The 26,117-nt window shown below is 52.3% G+C and carries 26 protein-coding genes; 3 read left to right on the forward strand and 23 right to left on the reverse strand.

Going from position 1 to position 26,117, the window contains the following annotated elements; all coding sequences use genetic code 11:
* Positions 1–7: 7 nt before the first annotated feature.
* The 5 genes from HP435_RS26500 to HP435_RS26520 form a co-directional block, all read right to left on the reverse strand.
* Positions 8–577 carry a TIGR01440 family protein gene (locus HP435_RS26500; protein ID WP_122962584.1) on the reverse strand — a complete coding sequence of 190 codons (570 nt, stop codon included), beginning with the start codon at positions 575–577 and terminating at the stop codon, positions 8–10.
* Positions 578–1,033, reverse strand: a complete 456-nt coding sequence (gene rpiB, locus HP435_RS26505) for a ribose 5-phosphate isomerase B (RefSeq protein ID WP_063228980.1) — start codon at positions 1,031–1,033, stop codon at positions 578–580.
* A gap of 150 nt (positions 1,034–1,183) precedes the next feature.
* Positions 1,184–1,642 carry a low molecular weight protein arginine phosphatase gene (locus tag HP435_RS26510; protein ID WP_122962583.1) on the reverse strand — a complete coding sequence of 153 codons (459 nt, stop codon included), beginning with the start codon at positions 1,640–1,642 and terminating at the stop codon, positions 1,184–1,186.
* A 32-nt stretch (positions 1,643–1,674) separates the two neighbouring features.
* Positions 1,675–2,235: a manganese efflux pump MntP gene (locus HP435_RS26515; protein WP_063228978.1), complete on the reverse strand. Its 561-nt coding sequence runs from the start codon at positions 2,233–2,235 to the stop codon at positions 1,675–1,677.
* 55 nt (positions 2,236–2,290) lie between these two features.
* Positions 2,291–3,370, reverse strand: a complete 1,080-nt coding sequence (locus HP435_RS26520; RefSeq protein ID WP_173599031.1) for an L-threonylcarbamoyladenylate synthase — start codon at positions 3,368–3,370, stop codon at positions 2,291–2,293.
* Positions 3,371–3,599: 229 nt separating this feature from the next.
* On the opposite strand from HP435_RS26520, the gene HP435_RS26525 reads away from it, so the two are divergent.
* Complete coding sequence (locus HP435_RS26525; RefSeq protein ID WP_122962581.1) at positions 3,600–4,394, forward strand: DUF3298 and DUF4163 domain-containing protein; 795 nt, start codon at positions 3,600–3,602, stop codon at positions 4,392–4,394.
* A gap of 61 nt (positions 4,395–4,455) precedes the next feature.
* On the opposite strand, the gene spoIIR is transcribed toward HP435_RS26525, so the two are convergent.
* From spoIIR to HP435_RS26600, 15 genes are all read right to left on the reverse strand, one after another.
* The gene (spoIIR, locus tag HP435_RS26530; RefSeq protein ID WP_173599032.1) at positions 4,456–5,316 is read right to left on the reverse strand and encodes a stage II sporulation protein R; all 861 of its coding nucleotides are present in this window, start codon (positions 5,314–5,316) and stop codon (positions 4,456–4,458) included.
* A 138-nt stretch (positions 5,317–5,454) separates the two neighbouring features.
* Positions 5,455–6,345 (reverse strand): peptide chain release factor N(5)-glutamine methyltransferase, encoded by an 891-nt coding sequence (gene prmC / locus HP435_RS26535; protein WP_173599033.1) that lies wholly within the window; start codon positions 6,343–6,345, stop codon positions 5,455–5,457.
* A complete protein-coding gene (prfA, locus tag HP435_RS26540) occupies positions 6,329–7,405 on the reverse strand; it encodes a peptide chain release factor 1 (protein WP_063228973.1) in 1,077 nt (358 codons plus the stop codon). The genes prmC and prfA overlap by 17 nt, the downstream gene beginning before the upstream one ends.
* Before the next feature lie 170 nt (positions 7,406–7,575).
* The gene (locus tag HP435_RS26545) at positions 7,576–8,076 is read right to left on the reverse strand and encodes a sporulation protein (RefSeq protein WP_173599034.1); all 501 of its coding nucleotides are present in this window, start codon (positions 8,074–8,076) and stop codon (positions 7,576–7,578) included.
* A 91-nt stretch (positions 8,077–8,167) separates the two neighbouring features.
* Positions 8,168–8,743 (reverse strand): thymidine kinase, encoded by a 576-nt coding sequence (locus tag HP435_RS26550; protein ID WP_122962577.1) that lies wholly within the window; start codon positions 8,741–8,743, stop codon positions 8,168–8,170.
* A 30-nt stretch (positions 8,744–8,773) separates the two neighbouring features.
* Positions 8,774–10,231, reverse strand: a complete 1,458-nt coding sequence (locus HP435_RS26555; RefSeq protein ID WP_173599035.1) for a cryptochrome/photolyase family protein — start codon at positions 10,229–10,231, stop codon at positions 8,774–8,776.
* Positions 10,232–10,323: 92 nt separating this feature from the next.
* Entirely contained in the window at positions 10,324–10,524 is a 201-nt protein-coding gene (gene rpmE / locus HP435_RS26560) for a 50S ribosomal protein L31 (RefSeq protein WP_005827805.1), read from the reverse strand.
* Between the two features lie 104 nt (positions 10,525–10,628).
* A complete protein-coding gene (locus HP435_RS26565; protein ID WP_173596359.1) occupies positions 10,629–11,894 on the reverse strand; it encodes a radical SAM family protein in 1,266 nt (421 codons plus the stop codon).
* A gap of 70 nt (positions 11,895–11,964) precedes the next feature.
* Entirely contained in the window at positions 11,965–12,867 is a 903-nt protein-coding gene (locus HP435_RS26570; RefSeq protein ID WP_122962574.1) for a LysM peptidoglycan-binding domain-containing M23 family metallopeptidase, read from the reverse strand.
* 69 nt (positions 12,868–12,936) lie between these two features.
* Entirely contained in the window at positions 12,937–14,217 is a 1,281-nt protein-coding gene (gene rho / locus HP435_RS26575) for a transcription termination factor Rho (protein WP_063228969.1), read from the reverse strand.
* Between the two features lie 53 nt (positions 14,218–14,270).
* Positions 14,271–15,233 carry a class II fructose-bisphosphatase gene (gene glpX / locus HP435_RS26580; RefSeq protein WP_063228968.1) on the reverse strand — a complete coding sequence of 321 codons (963 nt, stop codon included), beginning with the start codon at positions 15,231–15,233 and terminating at the stop codon, positions 14,271–14,273.
* A gap of 28 nt (positions 15,234–15,261) precedes the next feature.
* On the reverse strand, positions 15,262–16,545 hold the full coding sequence (locus tag HP435_RS26585; RefSeq protein ID WP_122962573.1) for a UDP-N-acetylglucosamine 1-carboxyvinyltransferase: 1,284 nt from the start codon (positions 16,543–16,545) through the stop codon (positions 15,262–15,264).
* A 79-nt stretch (positions 16,546–16,624) separates the two neighbouring features.
* On the reverse strand, positions 16,625–17,269 hold the full coding sequence (gene fsa / locus HP435_RS26590) for a fructose-6-phosphate aldolase (protein ID WP_122962572.1): 645 nt from the start codon (positions 17,267–17,269) through the stop codon (positions 16,625–16,627).
* Positions 17,270–17,283: 14 nt separating this feature from the next.
* Complete coding sequence (fba, locus tag HP435_RS26595; RefSeq protein ID WP_063228965.1) at positions 17,284–18,138, reverse strand: class II fructose-1,6-bisphosphate aldolase; 855 nt, start codon at positions 18,136–18,138, stop codon at positions 17,284–17,286.
* Positions 18,139–18,241: 103 nt separating this feature from the next.
* A complete protein-coding gene (locus HP435_RS26600; RefSeq protein ID WP_023555166.1) occupies positions 18,242–18,616 on the reverse strand; it encodes a response regulator in 375 nt (124 codons plus the stop codon).
* A gap of 168 nt (positions 18,617–18,784) precedes the next feature.
* Between HP435_RS26600 and HP435_RS26605 the strand changes: the two genes are divergently transcribed.
* Positions 18,785–19,579 (forward strand): lipid II flippase Amj family protein, encoded by a 795-nt coding sequence (locus HP435_RS26605; RefSeq protein WP_173599036.1) that lies wholly within the window; start codon positions 18,785–18,787, stop codon positions 19,577–19,579.
* Between the two features lie 58 nt (positions 19,580–19,637).
* Here HP435_RS26605 and HP435_RS26610 read toward each other — a convergent pair whose 3' ends face one another.
* Positions 19,638–21,239, reverse strand: coding sequence for a CTP synthase (locus HP435_RS26610; RefSeq protein WP_122962571.1), 1,602 nt, complete (start codon positions 21,237–21,239; stop codon positions 19,638–19,640).
* A gap of 208 nt (positions 21,240–21,447) precedes the next feature.
* Positions 21,448–22,002, reverse strand: coding sequence for a DNA-directed RNA polymerase subunit delta (gene rpoE, locus HP435_RS26615; protein WP_122962570.1), 555 nt, complete (start codon positions 22,000–22,002; stop codon positions 21,448–21,450).
* A 240-nt stretch (positions 22,003–22,242) separates the two neighbouring features.
* On the opposite strand from rpoE, the gene HP435_RS26620 reads away from it, so the two are divergent.
* Entirely contained in the window at positions 22,243–22,785 is a 543-nt protein-coding gene (locus HP435_RS26620; protein WP_122962569.1) for a DUF1572 family protein, read from the forward strand.
* A gap of 74 nt (positions 22,786–22,859) precedes the next feature.
* On the opposite strand, the gene icmF is transcribed toward HP435_RS26620, so the two are convergent.
* On the reverse strand, positions 22,860–26,111 hold the full coding sequence (gene icmF / locus HP435_RS26625) for a fused isobutyryl-CoA mutase/GTPase IcmF (protein ID WP_122962566.1): 3,252 nt from the start codon (positions 26,109–26,111) through the stop codon (positions 22,860–22,862).
* Between the last annotated feature and the right edge of the window lie 6 nt (positions 26,112–26,117).

The following is a 26,117-nucleotide window of genomic DNA, read 5'->3' on the forward strand; positions in this document are numbered from 1 at the left end:
ATTCTTTTTAGGTACAGCTTTCATTTTGAGGCGCCACTTCGTAGACCGCGCGAGCACCGCCAATCAGCTTGGGACGTGTCCGCGCTGCCGTGACATGCGCCTCTCCCACAGTCCGTTGAGAAGGGCGTACAGGCACAGCTACCTGTTTCAGGTGCATGCCAATGAACGTATCGCCGATATCGATACCTGCATGTGCGCGAATATTTTCCACGACTACAGCATCGGCAAGCTGCGCAAAAGCATGTGCCGCCATGGAACCGCCAGCGGTAGGAACGGGAACGACCGAAACCTCTTCCAGTCCATATCGCTCCATAACCTCGCGCTCCACAACCAGTGCGCGGTTCAGATGTTCACAGCATTGAAAGGCGACAGCAAAGCCGCGCTGCTCCTGCACACTGCGAATGCCGCGATAAATAGCAGCCGCAGCATCCCGGCTGCCAGCTTTGCCGATGTGCTTGCCCAGCACTTCACTGGTACTGCACCCGATCACCAAAATTTGTCCGGCTCTAAGCTCGGCCAACCCGGCAACCTCCTCAACCAATTGACGAGCCTGTTGTTCGATAGCGGCCAGTTCCACTTACTTCACTCCCGCGTGTTTCGCTTCGATTTGTGCGATCTTTTCCACACGGCGCTCATGACGACCGCCCTGGAACTCTGTCTCCAGCCAAATTTTCACGATATCCAACGCCAGACCAGGGCCAATTACCCGCTCACCCATAGCCAAAACATTGGTGTTGTTATGCTCACGGGTCGCACGTGCAGAAAACGTGTCGTGCACCAGCGCACAGCGAATGCCAGGCACTTTGTTGGCTGCAATCGACATGCCGATGCCCGTACCGCACACCAAAATTCCCCGGTCGAACTCGCCCGCTGCCACTTTTTCTGCTACCGGCAAGGCGTAATCAGGATAATCTACCGAATCCTCGCAAGAGCAACCGAAGTCTTCCGTCTGGATGTTCATGGAGGAGAGCAGAGTCTTGATTTCCTCTTTCAGCTTGTATCCACCGTGATCAGCAGCAATCGCCACTTTCATCTGTCATCCCTCGCTTGTTTCATGATCTCACTCATTATACATCAAAATTCCACAAGTAAAAAGTGAACATTTTGGTTGGTTGATCAAAAAACGTTCGTACTCTCACACGAAACAAGGTCCTGGCTAGTTACCAGCACCTCTTCAATCTTGTTATTCACGAAAACGGACTTCCGCCAATCGCTCCAAAAGCCTGTCCAGCGACTCCTCAATCTCTTCTGCGCACCTGCGATAGTCCTCAAGCGCCCCGCCAAAAGGATCAGCGATATCTCTTATGCCTTCTATTCCCGCAAACTCTTGCAAAGTATGGACTTTGTCCGCCGCTTCCGGGAAGTAGGTCAGAATGGCACGCTTGTGACTGCCCGTCATCGTCAAAATAAGATCGGACCACGCCAAAAGCTCTTCGTTTAGCTGGCTTGATGCGTGGTTGTGAGCAATCCCGCGTTCAGCAAGCACCGACTGGGCATGCGGGGAAGCTGGTTGTCCGGCATACGCCGCCACTCCGGCCGAGCGCACTTCAAATGGTTGTCCGGCTGTCTTTGCGCGAAACATCGCCTCTGCCATCGGGCTGCGGCAAGTGTTTCCCGTACAGACGAAGAGTATCCGTTTCAATGATCGCCCCTCCTTTATGTCAGCATCCTTTTCTAGATGACAAATTTCAATCCGAAGCAAAACAAGATCAATCCCCCTACTAATTCGCTATAATCGCCCAACCATCCTCCCACGCTTCTGCCAAGCAAAAGGCCGAAATAGGACATGGCTGCTCCCATGATACCGAACAGGGAAATCGCCAGGACTTTGTTCACTTCGATTAGACCGAACGAAAAACCGACCGTCAACGCGTCGAGACTGACGCTGAAAGCAAACAGCAACAGCCCGAACCCTTTTGTTTTTAACATGCTTTTTTGATCACTGTGAACCAATCCGTTCCACAGCATATGCAAACCGATCAGCATCAGGACTCCGCCACCGATAAAAACGGCGATATCCCCAACCAAATCGGACAAGTAAGCTCCGACAACTATTCCGACGACAGGCATCATAATATGAAAAAGTCCGATCGTAATGCTGACCTTTACAATTTCCCGCAAGCGAATGCCCACCATGCCCACGCCGATCCCCAGCGAAAAGGCATCCATGCTCAAAGCAAAAGCTATAATGAGCAACGTCAAAAATTGCCCCCATTGAAACAAAACCAGGTCCAAGCCGCCTCCCCCCCGTCCCTTCACTCTATGCGGACAAGGAGGAGTTTATACTGTTTTAAACGGACAAGATGCGACCGCCCGCCGCTTTTTCCAGACGGTTCATGACAGCCATTCCCAGGCCTTCCCGCGAAAAGGTTTCTCCCACGATGAACTGAACCTGCTGATTGTCAAATTCCCGCAAAACAGCGTACAGCTGCTGGGCGACTTGTTCCAAATCAGCTTGGGCACCTACCGTCAGAACGACATCGGCTGCCTCGTGATCACGCCAATAGCCAGCCGACTCTTCCGTTGCCAGCACCCCTGTTTTTTGGCCATCGATTTTGGCTTGCGACAGCAGCTCCGCCATTTTTATGCGAGCCTGCTCTTCGCTTCCCGCCACCAGCCACAGTTCGCCCTCCGGAGCATAATGCGTATATTTCATCCCGGGAGCGCGCGGAGTTTCTACTGCTCCCACTTCAAAAGAAGGATCAAGCTCGACCGGGCCGATTACGCTTTCCAGCTGTTCACGGGTAATGCCGCCGGGACGAAGGATAACAGGCGGCTCCACGGTCACATCAATGACAGTAGACTCGACGCCTACTCCCGTCGCTCCGCCATCGACGATCCCTGCCACTCTCCCGTCCAGGTCTGCTAACACATGCGCGGCTGTAGTCGGGCTTGGACGACCGGAACGGTTCGCACTCGGCGCAGCAATCGGTACGCCCGCTTGTTTGATCAAAGCAAGGGCAACCGGATGAGCAGGCATGCGCACACCGACAGAATCCAGACCCGCTGTCACCAGGGAAGCAACGTGCTCGTTTTTCGGAACAATGACGGTGAGTGGCCCAGGCCAGAAGGCATCCATCAGCTTCTGTCCTTTTTCCGGCACTTCCCCGGCAACTGTGGACAACTGCTGCCGTTCGCCAATATGCACGATCAGCGGATTGTCACTCGGTCGGCCTTTCGCTGCAAATATTTTCTCCACTGCTTCATTAGACAATGCATTGGCTCCCAGGCCATAGACCGTCTCTGTTGGAAAAGCGACAGCTTCCCCAGCGTGCAGCAACCGGGCTGCATCCACAATCTGTGTACAACTCTGGATGTTTTCCACATCGTTATCCACAGACCAGACTTTCGTCACTAAATTGATTTCCATCGTAAAAAAATCCTTTCTCTTGCTCGTTTCTTTGTAATGAGTGCCTTTAGTATAGTTGTGCCTCGAAAAGTTTTCAACAGCCTGTGGGTAACTTGTGAATAACTTCGGGAAAAGCCGTGGAAAACGTGTTTGTTACCATTTTTTAACCTCAACCGTCAAAATGATGTAGTAGAATGAACTCATAGAAACGCAGAACTCTTCCCTTACCTCGAAAGGATTGTGAATGAATATGACATTGCTTAAATCCGTTACTTCCAGCCTGCTCGGCACCGCTGTTCTGCTGACAGCAGTTGCTGCGCCTGTTTTGGCAGCTGCTCCTGCCGCGCCAGCGAAAGCTGCTCCTGTCGTTCAAACCAAACAACCTCAAGCTTCCGGTGTCGTATTCACACCGAAAACCATCACGGTGAAAACAAAAGAATTTGAAGGCAAAGTGACCATCCCGGTCATTAGCGGTTTGAAAGATAAAGCGTTCGAAGCCCAATTGAATGCGACCCTGCTCAAGCAAGCACAAACTGGCCTCGCTGACGGACAACAAGCTGGCAAGGAAGATGCCGCAGATGCCAAAAAATACGGCTGGGAACCTCGCCCGCATGCACTCGACATTTCCTATGAAGTGCATCAGGCTGGCAAGCTCGTATCCTTCTCTGTTCAAACCTATCTGTACACAGGCGGAGCGCATGGCATGACTGACGTGACTTACTACACAATCGACAACCAGCCTAAAGCCAAAACGCTCAAGCTCGGCGATTTGTTCCAGTCCAGCTACAACTACCGCAGCGTGATCAACCAACTGATCAGCCAGCAAATCAAAACACAGACAGATCGCGACGGCTTCAATCCGTACAGCTTCGAGAGCATTACGGATGACCAGGGCTTCTCTTTTGAAAACGGAAATCTCGTCATTCATTTCGGACAGTACGAAATTGCTCCGTATGCAGCGGGAATGCCTTCTTTCGCCATCCCGGCCCACCGCTATCAAAACTTGCTGAAACCGGAAATCCTCGCAGCCCTGACGCAAAAGTAAGCAGCTCGCCAGTCAAAACGACACCTTCGCTATAAGCGGGGTGTCGTTTTTTAGGGAAAGCTCAGGAGAACCAGCTTTCCAGCTTTTCCAGGAGGTAGAACCGTACTTGTACTTGCGGAGCCGGATTTTGCTCGCTCATTTCTGGCGTCTTGTCCGCTTGTCCCTCGGCTTGGGCTTGCTCCAGCGCTTCGTCTTTACTGTTATTCTCTACGGCTACAGCATTTTGTGCGCCGGGCATTTGCGAAACTGCGCCAGTGTCAGCGCTGTGCAAAACTTCTTTGCTGTCCAAACGTCTTTCCAAACGCTCCTGCCGCCAGTCTGTGCGCTCGATTTCTTTTTGATCAAGCTTGAACACCAAAGCCGGTTCTGACTTAGCCACGCTCTGCTCTGTTTCTTTTCCCGCTTCTGTCGTTGCCGCAGCAGCTTGTACAGCATCGCCGTTGGCCATATCGATAAAGCAGAGCGGAGGGAAAAGTACGCACCACCAATTTTGCCCTTTTGCCTCGCCGATCTGCACGCGGAGCGCTTCGTAGTTGCCAGCGGGATAGACGTACGAGCCGTACAGCTTCGTCGGGAACGGAACCTGACCGAAATCGACTACCGCTTTATAGGAAAAGCCGCGTTCACGAATCGTTTTGTCCACTACTTCCTGAAGGACAGGCAACTGGGATGCCACCATGTCCTGTGCTTGCTCAAACGATTTGATATCTTCCGCCCACGTGTTCATTTGCGCAATCAGCGCATCGCGCACTTCCCGCTTCAGCCACTGGTCAGCAACCGAGTCACTGTTGGCAATAATGCGCAGGCGAATCGATTCTTGAGGGATCGGACCATTATCCAGAACATTGGCCGACGTAAGCTGTCCCTCCCAGCACATCATCAACATAAACAGGCTAAATACGATCAACAACATCCGTTTCATTTTAACCGTCTCCCTCTCGACTGAGTCTTCCAAACCTTTTCTCTGTATAGCCTCAGTATGGACAGGGAGCCCCGGTTTCAAACTGTCGAATCACAAACATTCATACAATTTTAGCAAAACGGCGAGAGGAGCTTGCCGTTACCGCCTGACACCGATAACAACCCGCTCGATTCCCGCCAAATCCGGCACGATCCGCACCTTATCTATTACCCCTGATTCCCGCATCAAGGCAGCCACATCTTTTGCCTGATAAATCCCTACCTCGAAGGCGACAACCGCTTTGTCCTTGAGCAGTTCAGGCAGCGCCTCGCACAGTCGGCGATAGCAATCCAACCCGTCATCGCCCCCGTCCAGCGCCAAACGCGGCTCATGCAAGCGGACTTCTTCGTCCAGCTCGTCCACATCCCGACTCGGTATATACGGCGGATTGGAGACGAGGATGTCCACCTTTTCGCCAGCTGCCAGAAGCGGTTGCACCAAATCCCCTTGCAAAAAGCGCACGGCAGCTCCCAGGCGTTCCGCGTTTTCTGTAGCAACTGCGGTAGCATCCGGGGATAAATCTACTGTCGTCACTTGCCAATCCGGCTTTTCCAGCGCGAGCGTGATGCAGATGGCGCCACTGCCTGTCCCGATATCGGCAACCGTCAGCGCATCCTGCCCAGGCCAAACCGCCGTGGCGGCCGCCAACACTTGCTCGACGAGTATCTCCGTCTCGGGACGAGGGATGAGAACGCCAGGACGAACGGCAAAAGAGCGCCCGTAAAACTCTTGCTCACCAAACATGTACTGCAACGGCTCGTTCGCACTTCTGCGCTGGCACAACTCATCCAGCTGCGCAAGCGTCTCTTTGGCAATCGGCTCCATCATCGAAATCAAATACTTCGTGCGATCCCAGCCCAAACAGTGGCGAATCATCAGTTCCGCTTCGAATACAGGGTCTTTTGCCCCTTTTTCCCGCAAAAAGGAAGAAGCCCGTGTCAGGGCTTCTCGAATCGTCGTGACATCAGACCAATCAAGCTGAGTGTGCATGGCTCTTCAAAAGCTCCGTTTGTTCATGCAAAATCAGGTTGTCGATCACTTCATCCAGTTCGCCTTCCAGCACCGATTCCAAACGGTGCAAAGTCAGACCGATGCGGTGGTCGGTCACGCGGCTTTGTGGATAGTTGTACGTGCGGATGCGCTCGCTGCGATCCCCGGTTCCCACCAGGCTTTTGCGCGTAGCGTCAGCTTCCGCATTTTGCTGCTGCATATAAAAGTCGTACAAGCGCGCGCGCAAAACGCGAAGCGCCTTGTCTTTATTGGAGTGCTGCGATTTTTCATCCTGACAGGAAACCATGATCCCCGTCGGAATGTGCGTAACGCGAACAGCCGATTTGGTCGTGTTGACGCTCTGGCCGCCAGCGCCGCTGGAGCAGAACGTATCGATGCGAATGTCTTTTTCGTGTACTTCCACTTCCACATCTTCCGCCTCAGGCAATACCAGTACAGTAGCGGTAGAAGTGTGAATACGTCCGCCGGATTCTGTCGCCGGAATGCGTTGCACGCGGTGTGCGCCGCTTTCGAACTTCATTTTGCTGTATGCGCCGCGACCGGACAGCGAAAAGACGATTTCCTTGTAGCCGCCGATGTCTGTCGGACTTGCTTCCAGCACTTCGATTTTAAAGCCGTGACGCTCTGCAAAGCGTGTGTACATGCGGAACAAAACAGCCGCAAACAGAGCTGCCTCATCGCCGCCTGCTGCGCCGCGCACTTCCACGATCACGTTTTTCTCGTCATTTGGATCTTTTGGCAGCAGGAGAATTTTCAGGCGTTCTTCCAGCTGTTCCTTGCGGGCAGACAATTCGCTGATTTCAAGCTTGACCATTTCGCGCATTTCATCGTCCAGCTTTTCTTCCAGCATGGCTTTGGCATCATCCATTTGACTCACAACTGATTTATATTCACGGTAGGTCGTCACTGTCTCTTCCAACGAAGACTGTTCCTTGGACAGTTCACGCAAGCGTTTTGTATCGCTGATGACGTCGGGGTCACATAGGAGATTCGTTACCTCTTCAAAACGCTCTTCAACTGCGGATAAGCGTGTAAACATTGTACTTCACCCCATCGCAAAGAATACTAAAAATCGATTATAACAGATAAATTATAGGAGGAAAGCGAAAATAAGTCAAAGCGCATTATTTGGCTGGAAATTTCTGCTTTTTGCGATGCAAAACAGGCCCGGCGATGCCGAGCCTTGCCATACCAGTTCCAGTCACACGATCAACGGTGAAAGCCCTCATTGGAGGTGACGTGGAAGTCATAGCGCGGGATTTTTTGCTGCAAAAGCGCAATAACTTGCTGCTCCACCGATCGCGCCTGGCTCGCCGTAATGTTATGCACAAGGTCAAGAGTAACATATGCATTGCCGCCATTCAGTGTGATACGGGCGTTCTCGACGCCTTTTACCGACTTCGCCATCATTTCCATGTTGTTCATGTCGATTTGCGTATTGCGCACGTTGGACTGGCCGATGATCAAGTTCGGGTTTTGATTGCGCCCCATCAAAGTGTCACGATCGGCGGCAGGCGGCGCAGGATGGTGCAAAACTTCCCCGCTCCGCTCCCCTTTGATCGAAGCAGGGTACTGACCGTCCATCGCTTGCGTGTTGGAACCTTTTTCTTGAGTAGTATTGCGGCCGCCGCACCCGACAGTCAAGGCAGAAGAGAGGACGAGAATGCCCAGCACTGTCAGTGAGCTTTTCCCAAAAGACGTGATTCGCACGAAAAAGCCACCTCCTGTTTTGCTTAGTCTGCGCAGTGCCTTTTCGGCTCATGCACAGCGAAAAACAAGGGTGGCTTTTCCTGTTCGGCTTCTAGCGAGCTGCCGGAGGGTTGTAATAATGCTTGCGACAGACGCTGCTGTACGTGTCGTTGCCAGCGATCTCAATCGTCTCTCCGGAGTATACAGGTTGTCCATTTTTGAATTTGAGGATATGCGTCGCTTTTTTGTTGCAGTAAACGCACACTGTTTTGATCTCTTCCACCTTGTCCGCTTCACACAACAACGCGGCACTTCCCGGGAAAAGCTCGTTCTTGAAGTTTTTCAGCAAGCCGTAGACGATGACGGGGATTCCGAGCTGATCGACAATCGCCACCAGCTGGTCCACATGATGGCGGCTGATGAACTGCGCCTCGTCCACCAGTACACAGTGCGGTTTTACCGTTTCGGCCGCGACAATCTCATACAAATTGGTTTCCTCGCCAATCGGAATCGCTTCTCTGCTGATCCCTACCCGCGATGCTACTTTCCCCACGCCGTACCGATCATCGACCGCCGGCGTGAACACGACTACTTTTTTGCCGGATTGCTCGTAGTTGTGAGCGACCGTCAGCAACTGAATAGATTTGGAGGCATTCATTGCCCCGTAACGAAAATATAATTGTGCCACGTCTCTATCTCCCTTTTGCCTAGAACTGATTCATTTTTGCGTCCTGGCGTAGCTGTCTTTCGCCTCTTGAAACAACGACATCGCCAGCTTCCGTCTGCTCGCATGATCGACGCAAGGATCAGGATAATCCAGGCCGAGCCTGCATCCCGCCTGCTCCTGCACATGCTCAGGCATCTCCCAAGGCTTATGGATATATTGTAGAGGGACTTCCCTCAGAACGGGAAGATATTTTTTGACAAAAGTCCCGTCCTGATCGAATTTCTCGCCTTGCGCAACCGGATTGAAAATGCGGAAGTACGGCTGCGGGTCCGTCCCGGTAGAAGCGCTCCATTGCCAGCCGCCGATATTGGCCGCCTCGTCGAAGTCGACAAGCTGCTTCGCAAAATAGCGCATCCCCCACCGCCAATCCACCAGCAAATCCTTGGTCAAAAAAGAAGCCGCAATCATGCGCAGCCGATTGTGCATCCAGCCTGTTTCGTTCAGTTGCTTCATCGCTGCATCGACGATCGGATAGCCCGTCTCCCCGTTGCACCAAGCCGAAAACAGCGCTTCGTCATTTTCCCAGGCGACCGCTTCAAACTGCGGCAAAAACGCGTGATCGGTCGTGTGCGGGTGATGATACAGCACTTGCTGATAAAACTCTCTCCAGACAAGCTCCGTGACAAACGCTTCCACGGAGGCGACCTCTTCTCCCCTGGCTTCCTCCATGGCCTCCAGCGCCTGGTGATACACCGTACGAATCGACAACGTGCCTGCATTCAAGGCAAAAGACAAGTGCGAAGTCGCATCCAGTCCGGGGAAATCGCGCCGTTCTTTATATCGATGCACAGCTTCGTGCATAAATTGCTGCAATCGCTCGCGAGCTGTCCGCTCTCCAAACAGAGCCGTCGCCCATTCACTGCCAACGGGACGTTTGCGCCCAAAAGCTTCGGCCAAAGGAGCCGATTCCCCTGGCATCTCGGCCAGTCCTTCACACATTCGCCATGATGTCGGCTGTGGAAAAGGGCGGTCTTTCGGAAGGGTGAGCCACACCCGTTTATAAGGGGTAAACAACGCATACGGCGTCCGCTGCCTGGTTAAAATGTCGCCTGGCTCATGCATGAGCAAATCTTTGCAAGCATGAACGCGCATGCCTTGCCGCTCCAAAGCTTCCGTTACAGTCGCATCGCGTTTTCGCGCTTCGGGAGTGTATGCGCGATTGTAAAAGACTTTGTCTGCCCCCGTCTCGCGAGCGACCTCACAAAGCACGTCAGCCGGATTCCCCCGGCGAATCAGGAGCCTCCCGCCAACTTCTTGCAAGCTGCCCGCCAGGTTGTCCACAGCCGATAAAAACGCATGCGATCGCTTGTCTGCAACAGCGTCAGGCTGGCAAAAGGCATCGTCCATAATGAACAACGGGACAACCGGTTCGCCCGTAAGCGCTGCCGTATGTAAAGCCGCGTGGTCGTGCAAACGCAGATCGCGCCGAAACCAGATGATGGCTGTCATCGATTGCCCCCCTTGCTGTCCGCGATAATTTTGTTCCGGAAAAAGACAAAACCAGGCAGATTGCTCTACCTGGTTGCTCCAATCCCGTCTGATTAGGACAGATTGTATTTGCGTTTGAAACGGTCTACACGGCCGCCAGCATCCACGAATTTTTGTTTTCCAGTGAAGAAAGGATGGCAGTTGGAGCAGATCTCCACTTTCAACGCTTGTTTCACGGAACCGGATTCAAATTCGTTACCGCATGCACATGTAACAGTTACTACGTTGTACTTAGGATGAATACCTTGTTTCATCTCACTACACCTCTTTCCGCCCTGAATCGTTTGCCGAAACAGAGTTATATAAACACATAAAAGATAGTAGCATGCTGTCAGCTGAAATGCAACAGGTTGACCGATCAGGCCATGTTTTTCCTGCGGCGCAGTTCTGCCGGCGGAATGTGCGTAAACGATCCGATTACGACATCCGGCAGTTCTTCCTGATAAATCTCAATCGCCTGCTTCATTCCGAAGACTTCGCCCTGCGCTTTTGGAATCATCGCCAGGTAGCTTTCCGGATCGATGTTCAGGTTGCGCATTTGAATCAGCTTGATTCCCGTCCGGCGAATGAAGTTGATCATAGCTTCCATCTCTTCTTCGCGGTCGAACACGCCCGGGAAGCACAAGTAGTTGATCGAGGTGTACACGCCCTTGGAAGCAGCGTATTCGGCCGATCGGGCTACATTTTCCAGCGTGTAGTTGCGCGGACGATAGTAAGCGTTGTAATGCTCGTCAATCGCACTGATAATGCTGACACGCATCAAGTCCAGTCCGGCGTCCACAATCCCTTTGATGTGATCGGTCAAGCCCGCATTGGTATTGATGTTGATGAAGCCCATGTCTGTCGTCTCCCGCACACGACGCATGGCTGGCACGATAATTCCTGCCATGGTGGACGGCTCGCCCTCGCAGCCTTGACCGAAGCTGATGATGCTTTCCGGTGTTTGCAGGTGGTGCAGCATCACTTCGACCAGCTCGTCCTCTGTCGGCTTGAAGTTCATCCGTGTCTGTGGAGACGGGAAGCCGCTGTCGTCAGGTTGCTCGGAAATACAGCCATAGCAACCCGCATTACAGGTGTAGGAGACAGGCAGACTGCCTTCCCAGCGGTTGAAAAAGTTATTGGAGGCGGTCAAGCACTCGTACTCCAGCGCACAGTGAGACAGGTGATTCAAAATCCGGTTTTGCGGAAACAGCTCCAACGTCTTTTCCACACGCTGTCTCAACTCATCCATCGGGAAATTGAGCGGGTCCCATTTGTAAATATCGTCACTCGCTCTGCCTGCCACCCAAAACCGATTGTCTTTCCACACCACTGCCGAATAGCCGAACAGCGGCAGCTTGCTCTCCCGGTTTGTTTTCACATAGCCAGGCAGCAAAAGACGGGTAATTCCTTGTGGAACAAGCGCTCCAACCGCTGTACAGCCGTCGAGCTTGATCATTTCGCCCGTATCGGGGTCCATCCCGATCGGCACCGTATCTGGCAAACTGACCAACGTCGCTCCTTCCGGCAGCGGAATCAGTTCTTCTTCCAGAATTTCTGTCAATATATCGCCGTTGCGCGCCACCGAGAACAATCCCGGGTGGTCGTAAACATTGCCGTTTTCATCTGCGTATACTAAATACATGGGAAAATCGCCTCGCTTCTTTGCTTTGCCCATTGTAACGCATTGAAAAAGCAATGTAAATTGTGAAGGGTTACCTGCCGAGATACGGGAGCGGGTTGATCGGCACATCGTCCTGTCTGACTTCAAAGTGCAGGTGATACCCGGTCGAATCGCCCGTCTGACCCATGTAGCCGAGGACATCGCCCGCTTCTACGCTTTGGCCGGACGTGACCAAAATCGTCCGCATATGGGCGTAAAAAGTTTGCAAACCGTCTCCGTGGTCCAGTACGACCATCCGACCGTACCCGGATCGATTGGCGCCCGCCTCGACCACCTTCCCTGCTTTCGCTGCCAAAATCGGCGTTTTGGCCTCCTGCTCGTTCCACAAATCCACGCCTTTGTGCACCTTGCCCCAGCGTGTTCCGAAGCCGCTTGTAATCGTCGCTCCCTCTACAGGCCAATCCATTCGGCCGCGAATCCGCGCCACTACTTGCCTGCTTGCCGCCTGGGTGGTGTTCCGCTTTTGCTGCAGCTCTTCTGCCTGCATCGGCGGCCCTCCGGCAACAGGAATGTACACAACCTGTCCCACATACAGGTTGTCCGACAGCCATTTTAATAGCGGATTGCGATCCAGCAACAATTCCTTGCTGACTCCATACCTTCTTGCTATGTAATCGATCGTCTCTCCTTGCTTCACCATATGGGTCACTTCATCTTTGGCAATAACCAGTTTCATCCCGACCGAAAGCAAGCCCGGGTTGCTGATTTGATTCGTCTCTACCAGCTTTTTCAGCGTAAGGCCATACCGCTCGGCAATTCCAGACAGAGTGTCTCCTTCGCGGACAGAGTACACCATCGCATTGCTTTTAGCCGAAGGCGCTTGCTTGGTCAAACCTGCGTAAGGATTGAACGCTTGAAACAGCGCTTGCTCCACGACAACCTTTTTCGCTTCAACCTGGCTCTCAATGGGCGCAGGAACATGCACATACTCCACAGATTCTCTCCTCCTTTTTCCTCCAACTCTCTTACGGTATGCAAAACAGGCAAAAAAAATGACGGCGAGTCATGAACTCACCGTCGTGCCAGCAGCTTTTCCCCGTCCTTGTTGCTTCGTTTCCAGGGTCTGCAAAAATTCTTCGTTTGTCTTCGTGTCCGCAAGCTTCTTGATGAACGAGTCGACAAATTCGTTCGTTTCGTTCATGTTCTTGCGGATCATCCACAGCTTATCCAGCTCTTCTTTGGTCAGCAGCAGTTCCTCGCGACGCGTTCCCGAACGGCGAATGTCGATCGCCGGGAAAATGCGGCGTTCAGCCAGCTTGCGATCCAGATGAAGCTCCATGTTGCCCGTTCCTTTGAACTCCTCATAGATCACATCGTCCATGCGCGAGCCTGTCTCGACCAAAGCTGTAGCCAAAATCGTCAGGCTGCCGCCCTCTTCGATATTGCGTGCCGAACCGAAAAAGCGCTTGGGACGGTGGAACGCAGCCGGATCGATACCGCCGGACAATGTACGGCCGCTTGGCGGAATCACCAAGTTGTAGGCGCGTGCGAGCCGGGTAATGGAATCCAGCAGGATCACAACATCTTTTTTGTGTTCGACCAAACGTTTGGCCCGCTCCAGCACAAGCTCTGCCACTTTGATGTGATTTTCCGGCAGCTCGTCAAAAGTCGAAGCTACCACTTCTCCCTTGACGGAACGTTGCATATCGGTTACCTCTTCCGGACGCTCGTCGATGAGCAAAACAAACAGATGAATATCCGGCCGGCTTTCCGTGATACTGTTGGCAATCTCTTTCAGCAGCATGGTTTTACCCGCTTTCGGCGGGGCGACGATCAATCCACGCTGTCCGAGTCCAACAGGGGCAAGAAGATCCATCAGGCGGGTGGAAACTCGCTCGGGCGCAGTTTCCAGCACTAGCTTGGTTTGAGGATACAGCGGTGTTAAAGCGGGGAAATGCAGACGCTCCGAAGCAGTCTCAGGGTCTTCTCCGTTCACTGCCTCTACTTGCAACAACCCAAAGTAACGCTCGTTTTCTTTTGGCGGCCTCGCCTTGCCCGACACCACATCCCCCATGCGCAGATCAAAACGGCGAATCTGCGACTGGGAGATGTAGATGTCTTCCGAGCTTGGGAGATAGTTGATCGGACGGAGGAAGCCGTAGCCCTCCGGCAAGATTTCCAGCACGCCCTCCATAAACATCAGGCCATCCCGCTCTGCCCGTGCCCGAAGTATCGCGAAGATCAATTCCTTCTTCTTCAGTTGGGAGTAATACGGGATGTGGTACTCTTTGGCCAGTTTATAGAGATCGGTCAGTTTCTTCTCTTCTAGTTCAGAAAGTAACATACATCCACCACTCTTTATTTACTCTTGAAAGTTCATCTGTCTAAACTCGTTTCTTACAAGCCGAGCGAAGGCTTGCGTTCCAGGCGGTGGTTCCCTTCGATGAAGCGTACCGTTCCCGTTTTTGCACGCATAACAACAGAATGCGTCGTGGCACGGGTTCCTTGAAAACGAACCCCTTTCAGCAATTCGCCATCTGTTACGCCAGTTGCTGCAAAAATGGCGTCGTCACCCTTGACCAAATCATCCATGAACAATACTTGGTGCGGGTTGGTCAGCCCCATTTTGACACAACGTTGAATTTCTTCTTCGCTTTGCGGCAGCAGCTTGCCCTGGATTTCTCCTCCGAGGCATTTCAAGGCAACGGCAGCCAGCACGCCCTCTGGCGCTCCGCCAGAACCGAACAAAATGTCTACACCCGTATCAGGGAATGCCGTATTGATCGCCGCAGCCACATCCCCGTCCGAAATGAGGCGGATGCGCGCGCCAGCCTCGCGAATTTCGTGAATGATGCGGGAATGGCGGTCACGGTCGAGGACAATCGCGACCAGGTCGCTGATATCTTTGCCTTGTGCCGCGGCTACTGCTTTCAGGTTGTCGCGGATCGGAGCGTTGATGTCTACTTTCCCGACCGCTTTTGGCCCTACTGCCATTTTCTCCATATACATGTCAGGAGCATGCAGCAAATTTCCGCGATCGGCAATGGCAATGACAGAAATAGCGCCCCATGTCCCTTTTGCGAGAATATTGGTTCCTTCCAACGGGTCGACAGCCACATCTACCGCTGGCGCTACTCCTTGACCGAGACGCTCGCCGATATAAAGCATCGGAGCTTCGTCCATTTCGCCTTCCCCGATTACAACTACGCCATCCATCGGAACTTTTTCAAATTCCTTGCGCATGGCAGTCGTTGCCGCATCGTCAGCCTCATCTTTTCGTCCTAACCCCATCCAACTGGCGGAAGCCAAAGCAGCCGCTTCGGTTACACGCACCAGTTCCAGTGTCAAACTGCGCTCCATTCTGGAAGACTCCTCTCCTGATGATTGGTTAACGTTGTGGGCTTTCCGTGTGCTGCAAGCCTACCCGAATCACGTCGGCACCGAGCGTTTGCAGCTTGCCCACCAAATTTTCATAACCACGGTCGATATGCTCAAGACCTTCCAGCTCGGTCGTGCCGCTCGTTGCCAACCCGGCGATAAACAGCGCCGCTCCTGCCCGCAGATCAGAAGCCACGACTTTCGCTCCGTTCAGCTTGCTGCCGCCTTCGATCACAGCCGAGCGTCCTTCTACCTTCAGTGTCGCCCCCATGCGCCGCAATTCATCCACATGGCGAAAACGCGAGCTGTAAATATTGTCTGTGACGATGCTCGATCCTTTGGCAAGAGTCAGAAGCGTCGTGATCGGCTGCTGCAAGTCTGTAGGAAAACCCGGATACGGACTTGTCTTCACATCGATAGAACGGTAAGAATCCCGGCCCATCACCTGAATGCAATCGTCCATTTCCATCACTTGTGCGCCAATCTCACGCAACTTGGCGGTCAGCGACTCCAAATGCTTCGGAATCACGTTTTCCACCAGCACGTTGCCATTCGTAGCCGCTGCCGCGATCATGTAGGTGCCGGCTTCAATCCGGTCCGGAATAATCGTATGACGGCAACCCCGCAGACGCTCCACACCCTGGACGCGAATGACGTCCGTACCCGCGCCTTTGATGTTTGCTCCCATATTGTTGAGCAGAGTCGCCACATCGACGATCTCCGGCTCACGGGCAGCGTTTTCAATAATGGTCACGCCATCTGCCTTGGAGGCAGCAAGCATGATGTTGATCGTAGCTCCTACGCTGACGAGATCAAGGTATATTCTCGCGCCTTGCAGACGACCGCGCTTGGCCCGGATGGTCATCACGCCGTTTTTGTTCTCGACCTCGGCGCCCATCGCTTCAAAGCCTTTGATATGCAAATCGACAGGTCTTGGCCCCAAATCGCATCCGCCAGGCAATCCTACCTGTGCCTCTCCGAATTTGGCAAGCAAGGCTCCCCACAAATAGTAAGAGGCGCGCAGCTTTTTGATTCTGCCGTTAGGCATGAGCATCAGCTTCATCAAGCGCCCGTCGATTTCCATCCAGTCTTCTTCGAACAGCACGTCAGCTCCCATTTCCCGCAGGAGCTCGTGATAGATATCTACATCCTGAATACGGGGCAGATTTTCAATAACAACAGGTCCATCCGCCAACAATGCGGCAGGAATCAGTGCGACTGCGCTGTTTTTTGCTCCGCTGATGGTCACCGTTCCCGCTAGCGGTTTTCCACCATTGATGATCAGCTTATCCATGCATCGCTCTCCTCAGGTGTAATCGGGAAAGAAGCACCTTCCCCAATGAGAAAGGTGCTTGAACTTTCGGTACGTGTCCTTATTTTTGCATGCTTGCCCAGTCAGCGAGGAACTTCTCCAAACCGCTGTCTGTCAATGGGTGAGCAATCAGTTGCTTGAATACTTTTGCCGGAATGGTAGCGAAGTGCGAACCACGGCGAGCGGCTTCTGTCACATGAACAGGGTGACGAACAGATGCTGCGATGATTTCCGTATCGATGCCATGCACAGAGAAAATCTCTGCGATGTCTTCGATCAGCTGCATGCCGTCTTGGCCGATATCGTCCAGACGTCCCAGGAACGGAGACACGAAGCTTGCACCTGCGCGAGCAGCAAGCAGCGCCTGGTTAGCGGAAAACACCAGCGTTACGTTCGTTCTGATCTTGCGCTTGGCAAAATACTTGGTTGCCTTCAGACCTTCAGCCGTCATCGGCAGCTTGATCACGATGTTTTTGGAGAGAGAAGCCAGCTTTTCGCCTTCTTCAATCATCCCTTTGGCATCGGTGCTGATGACTTCCGCACTGATCGGTCCATCTACGATATCGATGATCTCTTTGAGGGTTTCGACAAAGTCACGGCCTTCTTTTGCAACAAGAGAAGGGTTCGTCGTTACTCCAGCCAAAACGCCCCATTCGTGAATCTCGCGAATTTCATCTACATTTGCCGTATCAATCAAAAAACGCATGATTATCCTCCTAGTTACGCGCGGTTGCTACTTCCGAACAGGCGCATTTTTCCTTTTACGACTTCCTTGATCGCATCGCGAGCAGGACCCAGGTATTTGCGCGGATCGATTTCGTTAGGTTTCGCAGCCAACGCTTTGCGAACCGTTTCGGTGCATGCGACTTGGCTTTCTGTATTTACGTTGATTTTTCCTACGCCCAGTCTGATCGATTCCACAATCGCATCGTCTGGTACGCCGGAACCACCGTGCAGCACGATTGGCGCTCCGATGTTGCTTGCTACTTTTTCGATAATGTCGTAGCGAATTTTTGGCACGCCTTTGTACATGCCGTGAGCTGTTCCCACTGCAATGGCTACGTAGTCTACTTTTGTTTCTTCCCAGAAGCGGATCGCTTCTTCCGGATTCGCCAGAGTAGCGTCTTCCTCGTCAACAGACAGGTCGTCCTCTACCCCGCCGATGGTACCGAGTTCACCTTCTACAGAAACGCCTACAGCGTGAGCAGCCTCAACAACCTGTTTGGTCAAGCGAAGGTTATCTTCAAACGAATGGTGGGAACCATCGAACATAACCGAAGAAAATCCTGCGCGAATGCACTTCATGACAATGTCAAAGTTGCTGCCGTGATCCAGGTGCAGCGCAACAGGTACTCCTGCGCGTTCTGCCGCCACTTTTGCAATGGCTACCGTGTAATCAAGACCCATGTATTTAAGCGCTCCCTCGGAAACACCAAAAATCACAGGCGATTTTTCTTCCATCGCAGCTTCCGTAATCGCTTGAGTAAACTCGAGATTGTTCAGGTTAAATTGTCCGACGGCGTATTTATGCAATTTGACGTCTTCGGTAAAAGCGGTCATAGGTACCAGTGGCATTTGGGAAATCCTCCTCTGCTAACTTCAATCACGTGGCTTATTATATCACAGACAGGCGTATGTTAACAGGTACGCTTGTCCCCACGAAGACTTGTCCAAAGCACTAGCAGGCAAGCTGCTGCTGAACAGCCATTCGCAATTCGTCGATATCAAACGGTTTGGTGAAATGGGTAAGCGCTCCCAGTTGCGTCGCTTCCTTGATCATGTCCAGTTCGCCATAAGCGGTCATCATGATTACCTTGATTTCCTGATTGATTTTCTTGATATGCTTCAAAATCTCAATCCCGTCCATGCCTGGAATCTTCATGTCGAGAATGACCAGATCAGGCGATTCTTTTTCCACAATCTCCAGGGCCATCTTCCCGTTTGCAGCCTGGAATGTTTTGTATCCCTCTTTGCCCAGTACCTCGTACAACAAAATGCGAATCCCATACTGGTCATCGACAACCAGTACCTTTTTATCATGTTTGTCGAACACGGTTACTCCCCCCTGACGAATCCATTTCCTTAATTAATTATGGTTTCGCCTAAAATCAGGAAACTCCTGCCCGTTTTGCGCTTCGTCTATTGAAAATTTCCCGCAGTGTCCATTTCGAGTATAATTAGGAATACCATTTTTGCACCACGCAAGGAGCCGAAAAACAAGATGGATGCGCTCTGGTTGATTTGCCTGTTAACGTTTGTTATCCATATGACAGAGACACTTTCCTACGCCATTCGCTTCGCAGGCGTACAAACAGGGAGAATCGCGGTCGCCCTGTCGCTTGTCGGCATTACGCTGCTTCTCTCCCGCACCTCCAACCTGATCCAAGGTCCGTTCACTGGCGGATTGATGGATCAGGCTGCCATGCTGCACACCGATCCGAGCTGGCAGCTGCATTTGATTATCGTCGCCTCCTCAGTAGGGACGCTGGCAGCCATCGTGCTGTTTCCTACGTTTGTCCAAATTTCCAAGCGGGTGATTTCCCATCTGGAATTGGCCGGCTCGATCCCGCAAATGCTGCGCACAGCCGTCACGGTAGACAGCATCCGCCGCGTCCGGCACCACGTGCGAATCCCGAGTTGGCAAGGCATCTCCCGCTTTCGCATCAAAGGCATCCCCAAACGCCTTTTGCTGCTCAACTGCCTGGGGACAGCCATCTATACCAGCAGCGTGCTCTCCGTGCTGTATGCAACCCTTTTGACGCCTGACTACAAAGCAACCGTACTGATGTCTTCCGGCATGATCAACGGCTTTGCGACGATCTTCATGACCATTCTGGTCGACCCGCAGGTTGCCCTTTTGACCGAGAAGGCCATGCAGGGAAAAGCGACGCAGGAGTCCATTCGCGACATGTATTTGTGGCTGATGATTTCCCGCTTTTTCGGAACCGTTCTGGCGCAGCTTCTGCTTGTTCCCGCCGCTTATTGGGTAGCCTGGCTATCGCCGCTCTTTCATTGAAAACAGAAAAGACGCGCCGACGATTGATTTCGCCGGGGCGTCTTTTTTATGCAAACATTTATCGATTCAGGTTCAGGGAAGCTTTGACGAAGTCGCGGAACAATGGTTGCGGACGGTTCGGACGGGAAGTGAACTCCGGATGGAACTGGGTAGCCACATACCAAGGATGGTCTGGAACTTCCACGATTTCCACCAGGCGGCCATCCGGCGACGTACCTGCAAAGCGCAGGCCCAATTGAGCCAGTTGCTCGCGATATTCGTTGTTGACTTCATAACGGTGACGGTGGCGCTCATACACCAATGTGCTGCCGTAAGCAGCTTCAGTCAGCGTGCCTTCTTCCACTTTGGAAGGTCCGATGCCAAGACGCATAGTTCCGCCTTTGTCCTCGATTTCCTTTTGTTCTGGCAAAAGGTCGATAACTGGATAAGCTGTTTCCGGGTTGATCTCGGAGCTGTTGGCACCATCCATGCCTGCCACGTGACGGGCAAACTCGATAACCGCGATTTGCATACCGAGGCAAATTCCGAGGAACGGCACCTTGTTTTCGCGAGCGTAACGGGTAGCGATGATTTTTCCTTCGATACCGCGATCGCCGAAGCCGCCTGGCACCAGCACGCCGTTCACATCGCCCAGCATCTCGGCTACGTTTTCTGGCGTAACTTCTTCTGCGTGCACCCATTTGATTTCCACTTTGGAATCATTCGCATAACCGCCGTGGTACAGCGCTTCTGCTACAGACAAATAAGCGTCGTGCAGCTCTACGTATTTCCCGACGATCGCAATAGTGGTGGTCTTGGACAAGTTTTTGATTTTGCCAACCAGCGATTTCCACTCCGTCATGTCTGCTTCCTGGCAAGCCAGACCGAGATGGCGGCACACGTAGTCATCCAGACCTTGGGCTTGCAGTTGCAGCGGAACATCGTACAGTGTCTCGGCGTCTACGCACTCCACAACCGCATTTTTGTCGATGTCACAGAACAGCGCCAGCTTGTCCTTCATTTCTTGTGTCATAGGCTGTTCGGTACGAGTTACGATAACGGTTGGCTGGATGCCCAGGCTGCGCAGTTCTTTCACGCTGTGTTGGGTTGGCTTTGTTTTCATTTCGCCAGCGGCCTTGATGTAAGGAACAAGAGTCACGTGAATGTACATGACGTTTTCACGGCCAATGTCGCTCTTGATTTGACGAATCGCTTCCAGGAACGGCAAGCTCTCGATATCCCCTACAGTTCCACCGATCTCGGTAATGACCACATCGGCTCCTGTTTCACGGCCAGCGCGGAAAATGCGGTCTTTGATCTCGTTGGTGATGTGCGGAATCACTTGAACAGTTCCACCCAGATAGTCTCCACGACGTTCTTTGGCGATGACGGTTGAGTAGATTTTTCCAGTCGTTACGTTGGAGTTCGCGCTCAGGTTGATGTCGATAAAGCGCTCATAGTGTCCCAGGTCCAGGTCGGTTTCCGCTCCATCATCCGTTACGAACACTTCACCATGTTGATACGGGCTCATTGTCCCTGGGTCAACGTTGATGTACGGATCGCACTTCTGGATCGTTACCTTCAAGCCCCTATTTTTCAGGAGTCGGCCCAGAGAAGCCGCTGTAATTCCTTTTCCCAACGAGGATACGACCCCGCCTGTCACAAAAATATACTTCGTCATCGTTAACGTCCCCTCTTTCCCTAACCCTTTAGTAGTAGTAAAAAACGTATGAAGACGGCTCCCAAAAAAAGAAAAACAAAAGCGAGTCCTATCCCTTCATGCAATGGGGTAGGGGCACTTTTGTTTTATAGTTTCCCTTATTTAATCCTTCTTCATGTGAAGCCCAAGGAGTATTTTATCTGTCCCTCAAGCGGAAGTCAAGGACTTATCACTTATCCTCTTCATCTTCCAACTCTTCGTCAGCTTCCTCTTCTTCAAGCTCCTCGTCGAACAGCTCGTCTTCCTCTTCTTCGAGCTCCTCTTCGTCGATTTCAGCATCGATCTCTTCATCCTCGATCTCTGCATCCTCATCAACAAATTCTTCTTCGTCTTCGAAAATGACAACATCGTCGTCTTCGTAATCCTCAACCACTTCGTCTTCGGTGTCGTAATCGTCGAAGTCGTCCTCGAGGATAATTTTTTTCTTTTTGGTTCCGCCGCCTTCTTGCGTCTCTTCAACTGTGTCAGTCGGGTACCAGCGCTTCAATCCCCACACGTTGTCGCCAAGGCATACAAAACGGCCGTCAATGTTAATTTCTGTGTATACTTGCGCGATGATTGCCATGAGTTGTTCGTTTGTCATGTTACGAACGGTAACCAGTTCATCCATCAGCTCGCGGAAGTTGTAAGTGCGGTTGGTTTCACGCAAAATTTCATACGCAATATCAACCAACGCCATCTCGCTCAGTTTCTCGGGATCAATATGAGCAAACAATTGACTCACCCAGGGCACGTCCTTTCCATTAGAAAACTATTGGGTTCAATACCGACCTCGCCCTTTTCTGGTGGACGCAGGCTTTGCATAGGCAATACATAAATGAAGTCCATTTCCTTTTTCGCATGTCGTTCAACATACGAAGGCTAACATACAGTATTCCTTATTTTAGCCGAAAATGCAAGGCTTTCAAACAAGGTGTAACCATTTTCATGTAAGATCAAATAGATAAAGAAAGGAGTGAAGCGAATGGAATGGGCACAGGAGTTTCTTTCATGTACGACAGACAAGTTTTTCGATGTGAAAAAACTCGGGGAAAAGACGATCGAACAGCTCTCCCTGGAGCAGCTTCAGCAAGCACCTTCCAGCGAGTCCAACAGCATTGCAATCATCGTCAAACATCTGTCAGGCAACATGGTAGCCAGATGGACCGATCTGTTCGGAAGCGATGGCGAAAAACCCGGCCGCAATCGCGACCAGGAATTTGAAGGCGGCTTCGCTACGAAAGAGGACCTGATCGCCTGTTGGGAGACAGGCTGGCAAGTTCTGTTTGCCGCTCTGGCCGCGCTTTCGCATGACGACCTGATGAAAACAGTCACGATCCGAAACGAGCCTCACTCCGTCATGAAAGCCATCCAGCGTCAGCTCTCTCACTACTCCTACCACGTCGGACAAATCGTTTACATCGGGAAACAGTTGCAAAACGAGCATTGGGTGAGTTTGAGTATTCCCCGCGGGAGATCGGTTGAGTATAACCAAGAAGTTTTTCGGCGGCATTCTAGTGAGGGGTAGACCATAACAACCAAAACAAGGACCGCCTCTATACAAAGGTGGCCCTTGTTTCGTTTTGCGCTCCAAACTTGCCGCTACATGTTTCTCCGATACTGACCGCCGACTTCATACAAAGCGGCGCTGATCTGTCCGAGCGAAGCGACCTTCACCGTTTCCATCAGTTCGGCGAAGATGTTTTCGCCCGCCATCGCTACTTCCTGCAAACGGCGCAACGCCTGTGGAGCTACATCGCGATGGCGCTCCTGGAACGCTCTCAGGTTGATGATTTGCTGTTCTTTTTCTTCCTCGGTCGCCCGCGCCAGTTCGATCTCGTAGTCGTCCTCGGAAGCGTTCGGATTGATGAAAGTATTCACGCCAATAATCGGCAGCTCGCCTGTGTGCTTTTTCATCTCGTAATACATCGATTCATCCTGGATTTTGCCGCGCTGGTACTGCGTCTCCATCGCTCCCAGCACGCCGCCGCGAGAACTGATCCGTTCAAATTCCTGCATCACGGACTCTTCGACCAGATCCGTCAGCTCCTCAATAATAAACGCGCCTTGCAACGGGTTTTCATTTTTCGCGAGGCCCATTTCCTTGTTGATGATCATCTGGATCGCCATAGCCCGGCGTACAGAGTTCTCTGTCGGGGTCGTAATCGCCTCGTCGTAGGCATTGGTATGCAGCGAATTGCAGTTGTCGTAAATCGCAATCAGCGCTTGCAGCGTCGTTCTGATATCGTTGAAATCCATCTCCTGCGCGTGCAAGGAGCGTCCGGATGTTTGAATGTGATATTTCAGCTTTTGGCTGCGTTCATTCCCGCCGTAGCGGTTTTTCATCACGGTTGCCCAGATGCGGCGAGCGACCCGGCCGATGACCGTATACTCGGGGTCCAGTCCATTGGAAAAGAAGAACGACAGATTCGGCGCAAAGTCATCAATGTGCATGCCTCTGCTCAAGTAATACTCCACATACGTAAACCCGTTCGCCAGCGTAAACGCCAGCTGGGTAATCGGATTCGCCCCCGCCTCCGCGATATGGTAGCCGGAAATCGACACGGAGTAGTAGTTGCGCACCTTTTGATCGATGAAATACTGCTGGATGTCGCCCATCATTCGCAGCGCAAATTCAGTCGAGAAGATACATGTGTTTTGTCCCTGATCTTCTTTCAAAATATCCGCTTGGACCGTGCCGCGAACCGTCGACAGCGTATACGCCTTGATTTGTTTGGCTTCTTCCTCGGTAGGCTGGCGCCCTTCCTTTTGGACAAACTTCTCGATCTGCTGCTCGATGGCCGTATTCATGAACATCGCCAAAATCATCGGAGCAGGACCGTTGATCGTCATCGAAACCGATGTGCTCGGCGCACACAAGTCGAAGCCGGCATACAGCTTTTTCATGTCGTCGAGCGTGCAGATGCTCACGCCGCTCGTTCCGATTTTCCCGTAAATATCCGGACGATAATCCGGATCTTCCCCATACAAGGTCACCGAGTCAAAAGCCGTACTCAGCCGCTTCGCTTCGTCATTTTGGGACAAGAAGTGAAAACGGCGGTTCGTGCGCTCAGGCGTGCCTTCGCCCGCAAATTGCCGCTTTGGATCTTCTCCCTCGCGTTTGAACGGAAATACCCCAGCTGTATAAGGGAACTCGCCTGGTACGTTTTCCTTCAGCGACCATTTCAAAATCTCGCCCCAGTCATGGAAGTCCGGCACGGCTACTTTCGAAATGCGCGTACCTGACAGCGATTCGCTGAACAGCTTCGTGACGATTTCCTTGTCGCGAATGCGAGTGACAAACTGGTCCTGTCTGTACGCTTCCTTGAGCTTGGGCCAGTTGTCGAGCACTTTGCGGCATTCGGGATGAAGCTTTTCCTCGAACAGCTTGATTTGCTTGTCGAGTACCGCGATCAATTCGGTTACTGCTTCGTCCTTCGCTGCAAGCAGCGTTTCCTTGGCGCCGTGCAGCTGATACAGCTTGCGGGCGATAGCGGACTGCTCATCGGTGTACGCCTGGTATTGGCGGACCGTATTCGCAATCTCTTGCAAATAGTTGATTCTTTCTGTCGGAATCAACGAAGTTTTGTGAATTTTTACAGGAGTAGTATCCAAATTCTCAACAGACCAGTCCACATTCGTCTTTTGCACAATTTTATGCATCAGAGCAGCAAACAGCACATTTGTGCCCGGGTCGTTGAACTGGCTGGCAATCGTACCGTAAACCGGGACCTGCTCGTCAGGCAAATCGAATAGCTGATGATTGCGACGATACTGCTTCCGCACTTCCCGCAAAGCATCTTCCGAGCCTTTGCGTTCGAACTTGTTGATCGCGATCACGTCCGCAAAATCGAGCATGTCGATCTTTTCCAACTGCGATGGCGCACCAAATTCACTGGTCATGACGTACATGGAAACATCGCACACTTCCGTCACCTGCGCATCGCCCTGACCGATCCCGCTCGTCTCCACGATGATCAAGTCAAATTGTGCGGCACGCGTTACTTGAATGGCATCTTTCAACGCCGCCGACAGCTCCATGCCTGACTTTCGCGTCGCCAAACTGCGCATGTAGACGCGTGGCGTGTTGTTGGCATTCATCCGTATCCGGTCGCCCAACAACGCTCCACCCGATTTTTGCTTGGATGGATCGACAGACAGAATCGCGACTGTTTTTTCCGGATACGTACGGATAAAGCGGCGAACAAGCTCATCCGTCAGCGAGCTTTTTCCGGCTCCACCTGTACCTGTGATCCCGAGCACCGGAATCGACTCTGGGGCTTCCAGCACGCTTGCTTGCAACGGTTCCTTCCACTCCGGCTGATCCACCGCATACTCCGCGACAGAGATCAGTCGGGCGACAGCCTTGTGATTCTGCTCGCGCAAGCCCTTTACTTCGTCTTCCAACTGTTTGACGGTCGGAAAATCGCTGTTTCTGATCATGTCGTTGATCATGCCTTGCAAGCCCAAACGCCTGCCGTCATCCGGCGAGTAAATTTTACAGACGCCGTATTCCTCCAGCTCGCGAATCTCGCGTGGAACGATTACTCCACCGCCGCCCCCGAAGACACGGATATGCTCCGCTCCCCGCTCGCGCAAAAGATCAATCACGTATTTGAAATATTCCACATGGCCGCCCTGATAAGAGCTGATGGCAATGCCCTGCACATCCTCCTGGATGGCAGCAGTCACGATGTCATCGACCGAGCGATTGTGACCAAGATGGATCACTTCCACTCCCGATGACTGCAAAATACGGCGCATGATATTGATCGAGGCGTCGTGACCGTCATACAAGCTGGCAGCGGTCACAAAACGCACCTTGTTTTGCGGACGATACACTTCGGTTTCCATCGTTCC

The sequence above is a fragment of the Brevibacillus sp. HD3.3A genome (assembly GCF_013284375.2).
GTDB lineage: Bacteria > Bacillota > Bacilli > Brevibacillales > Brevibacillaceae > Brevibacillus > Brevibacillus parabrevis.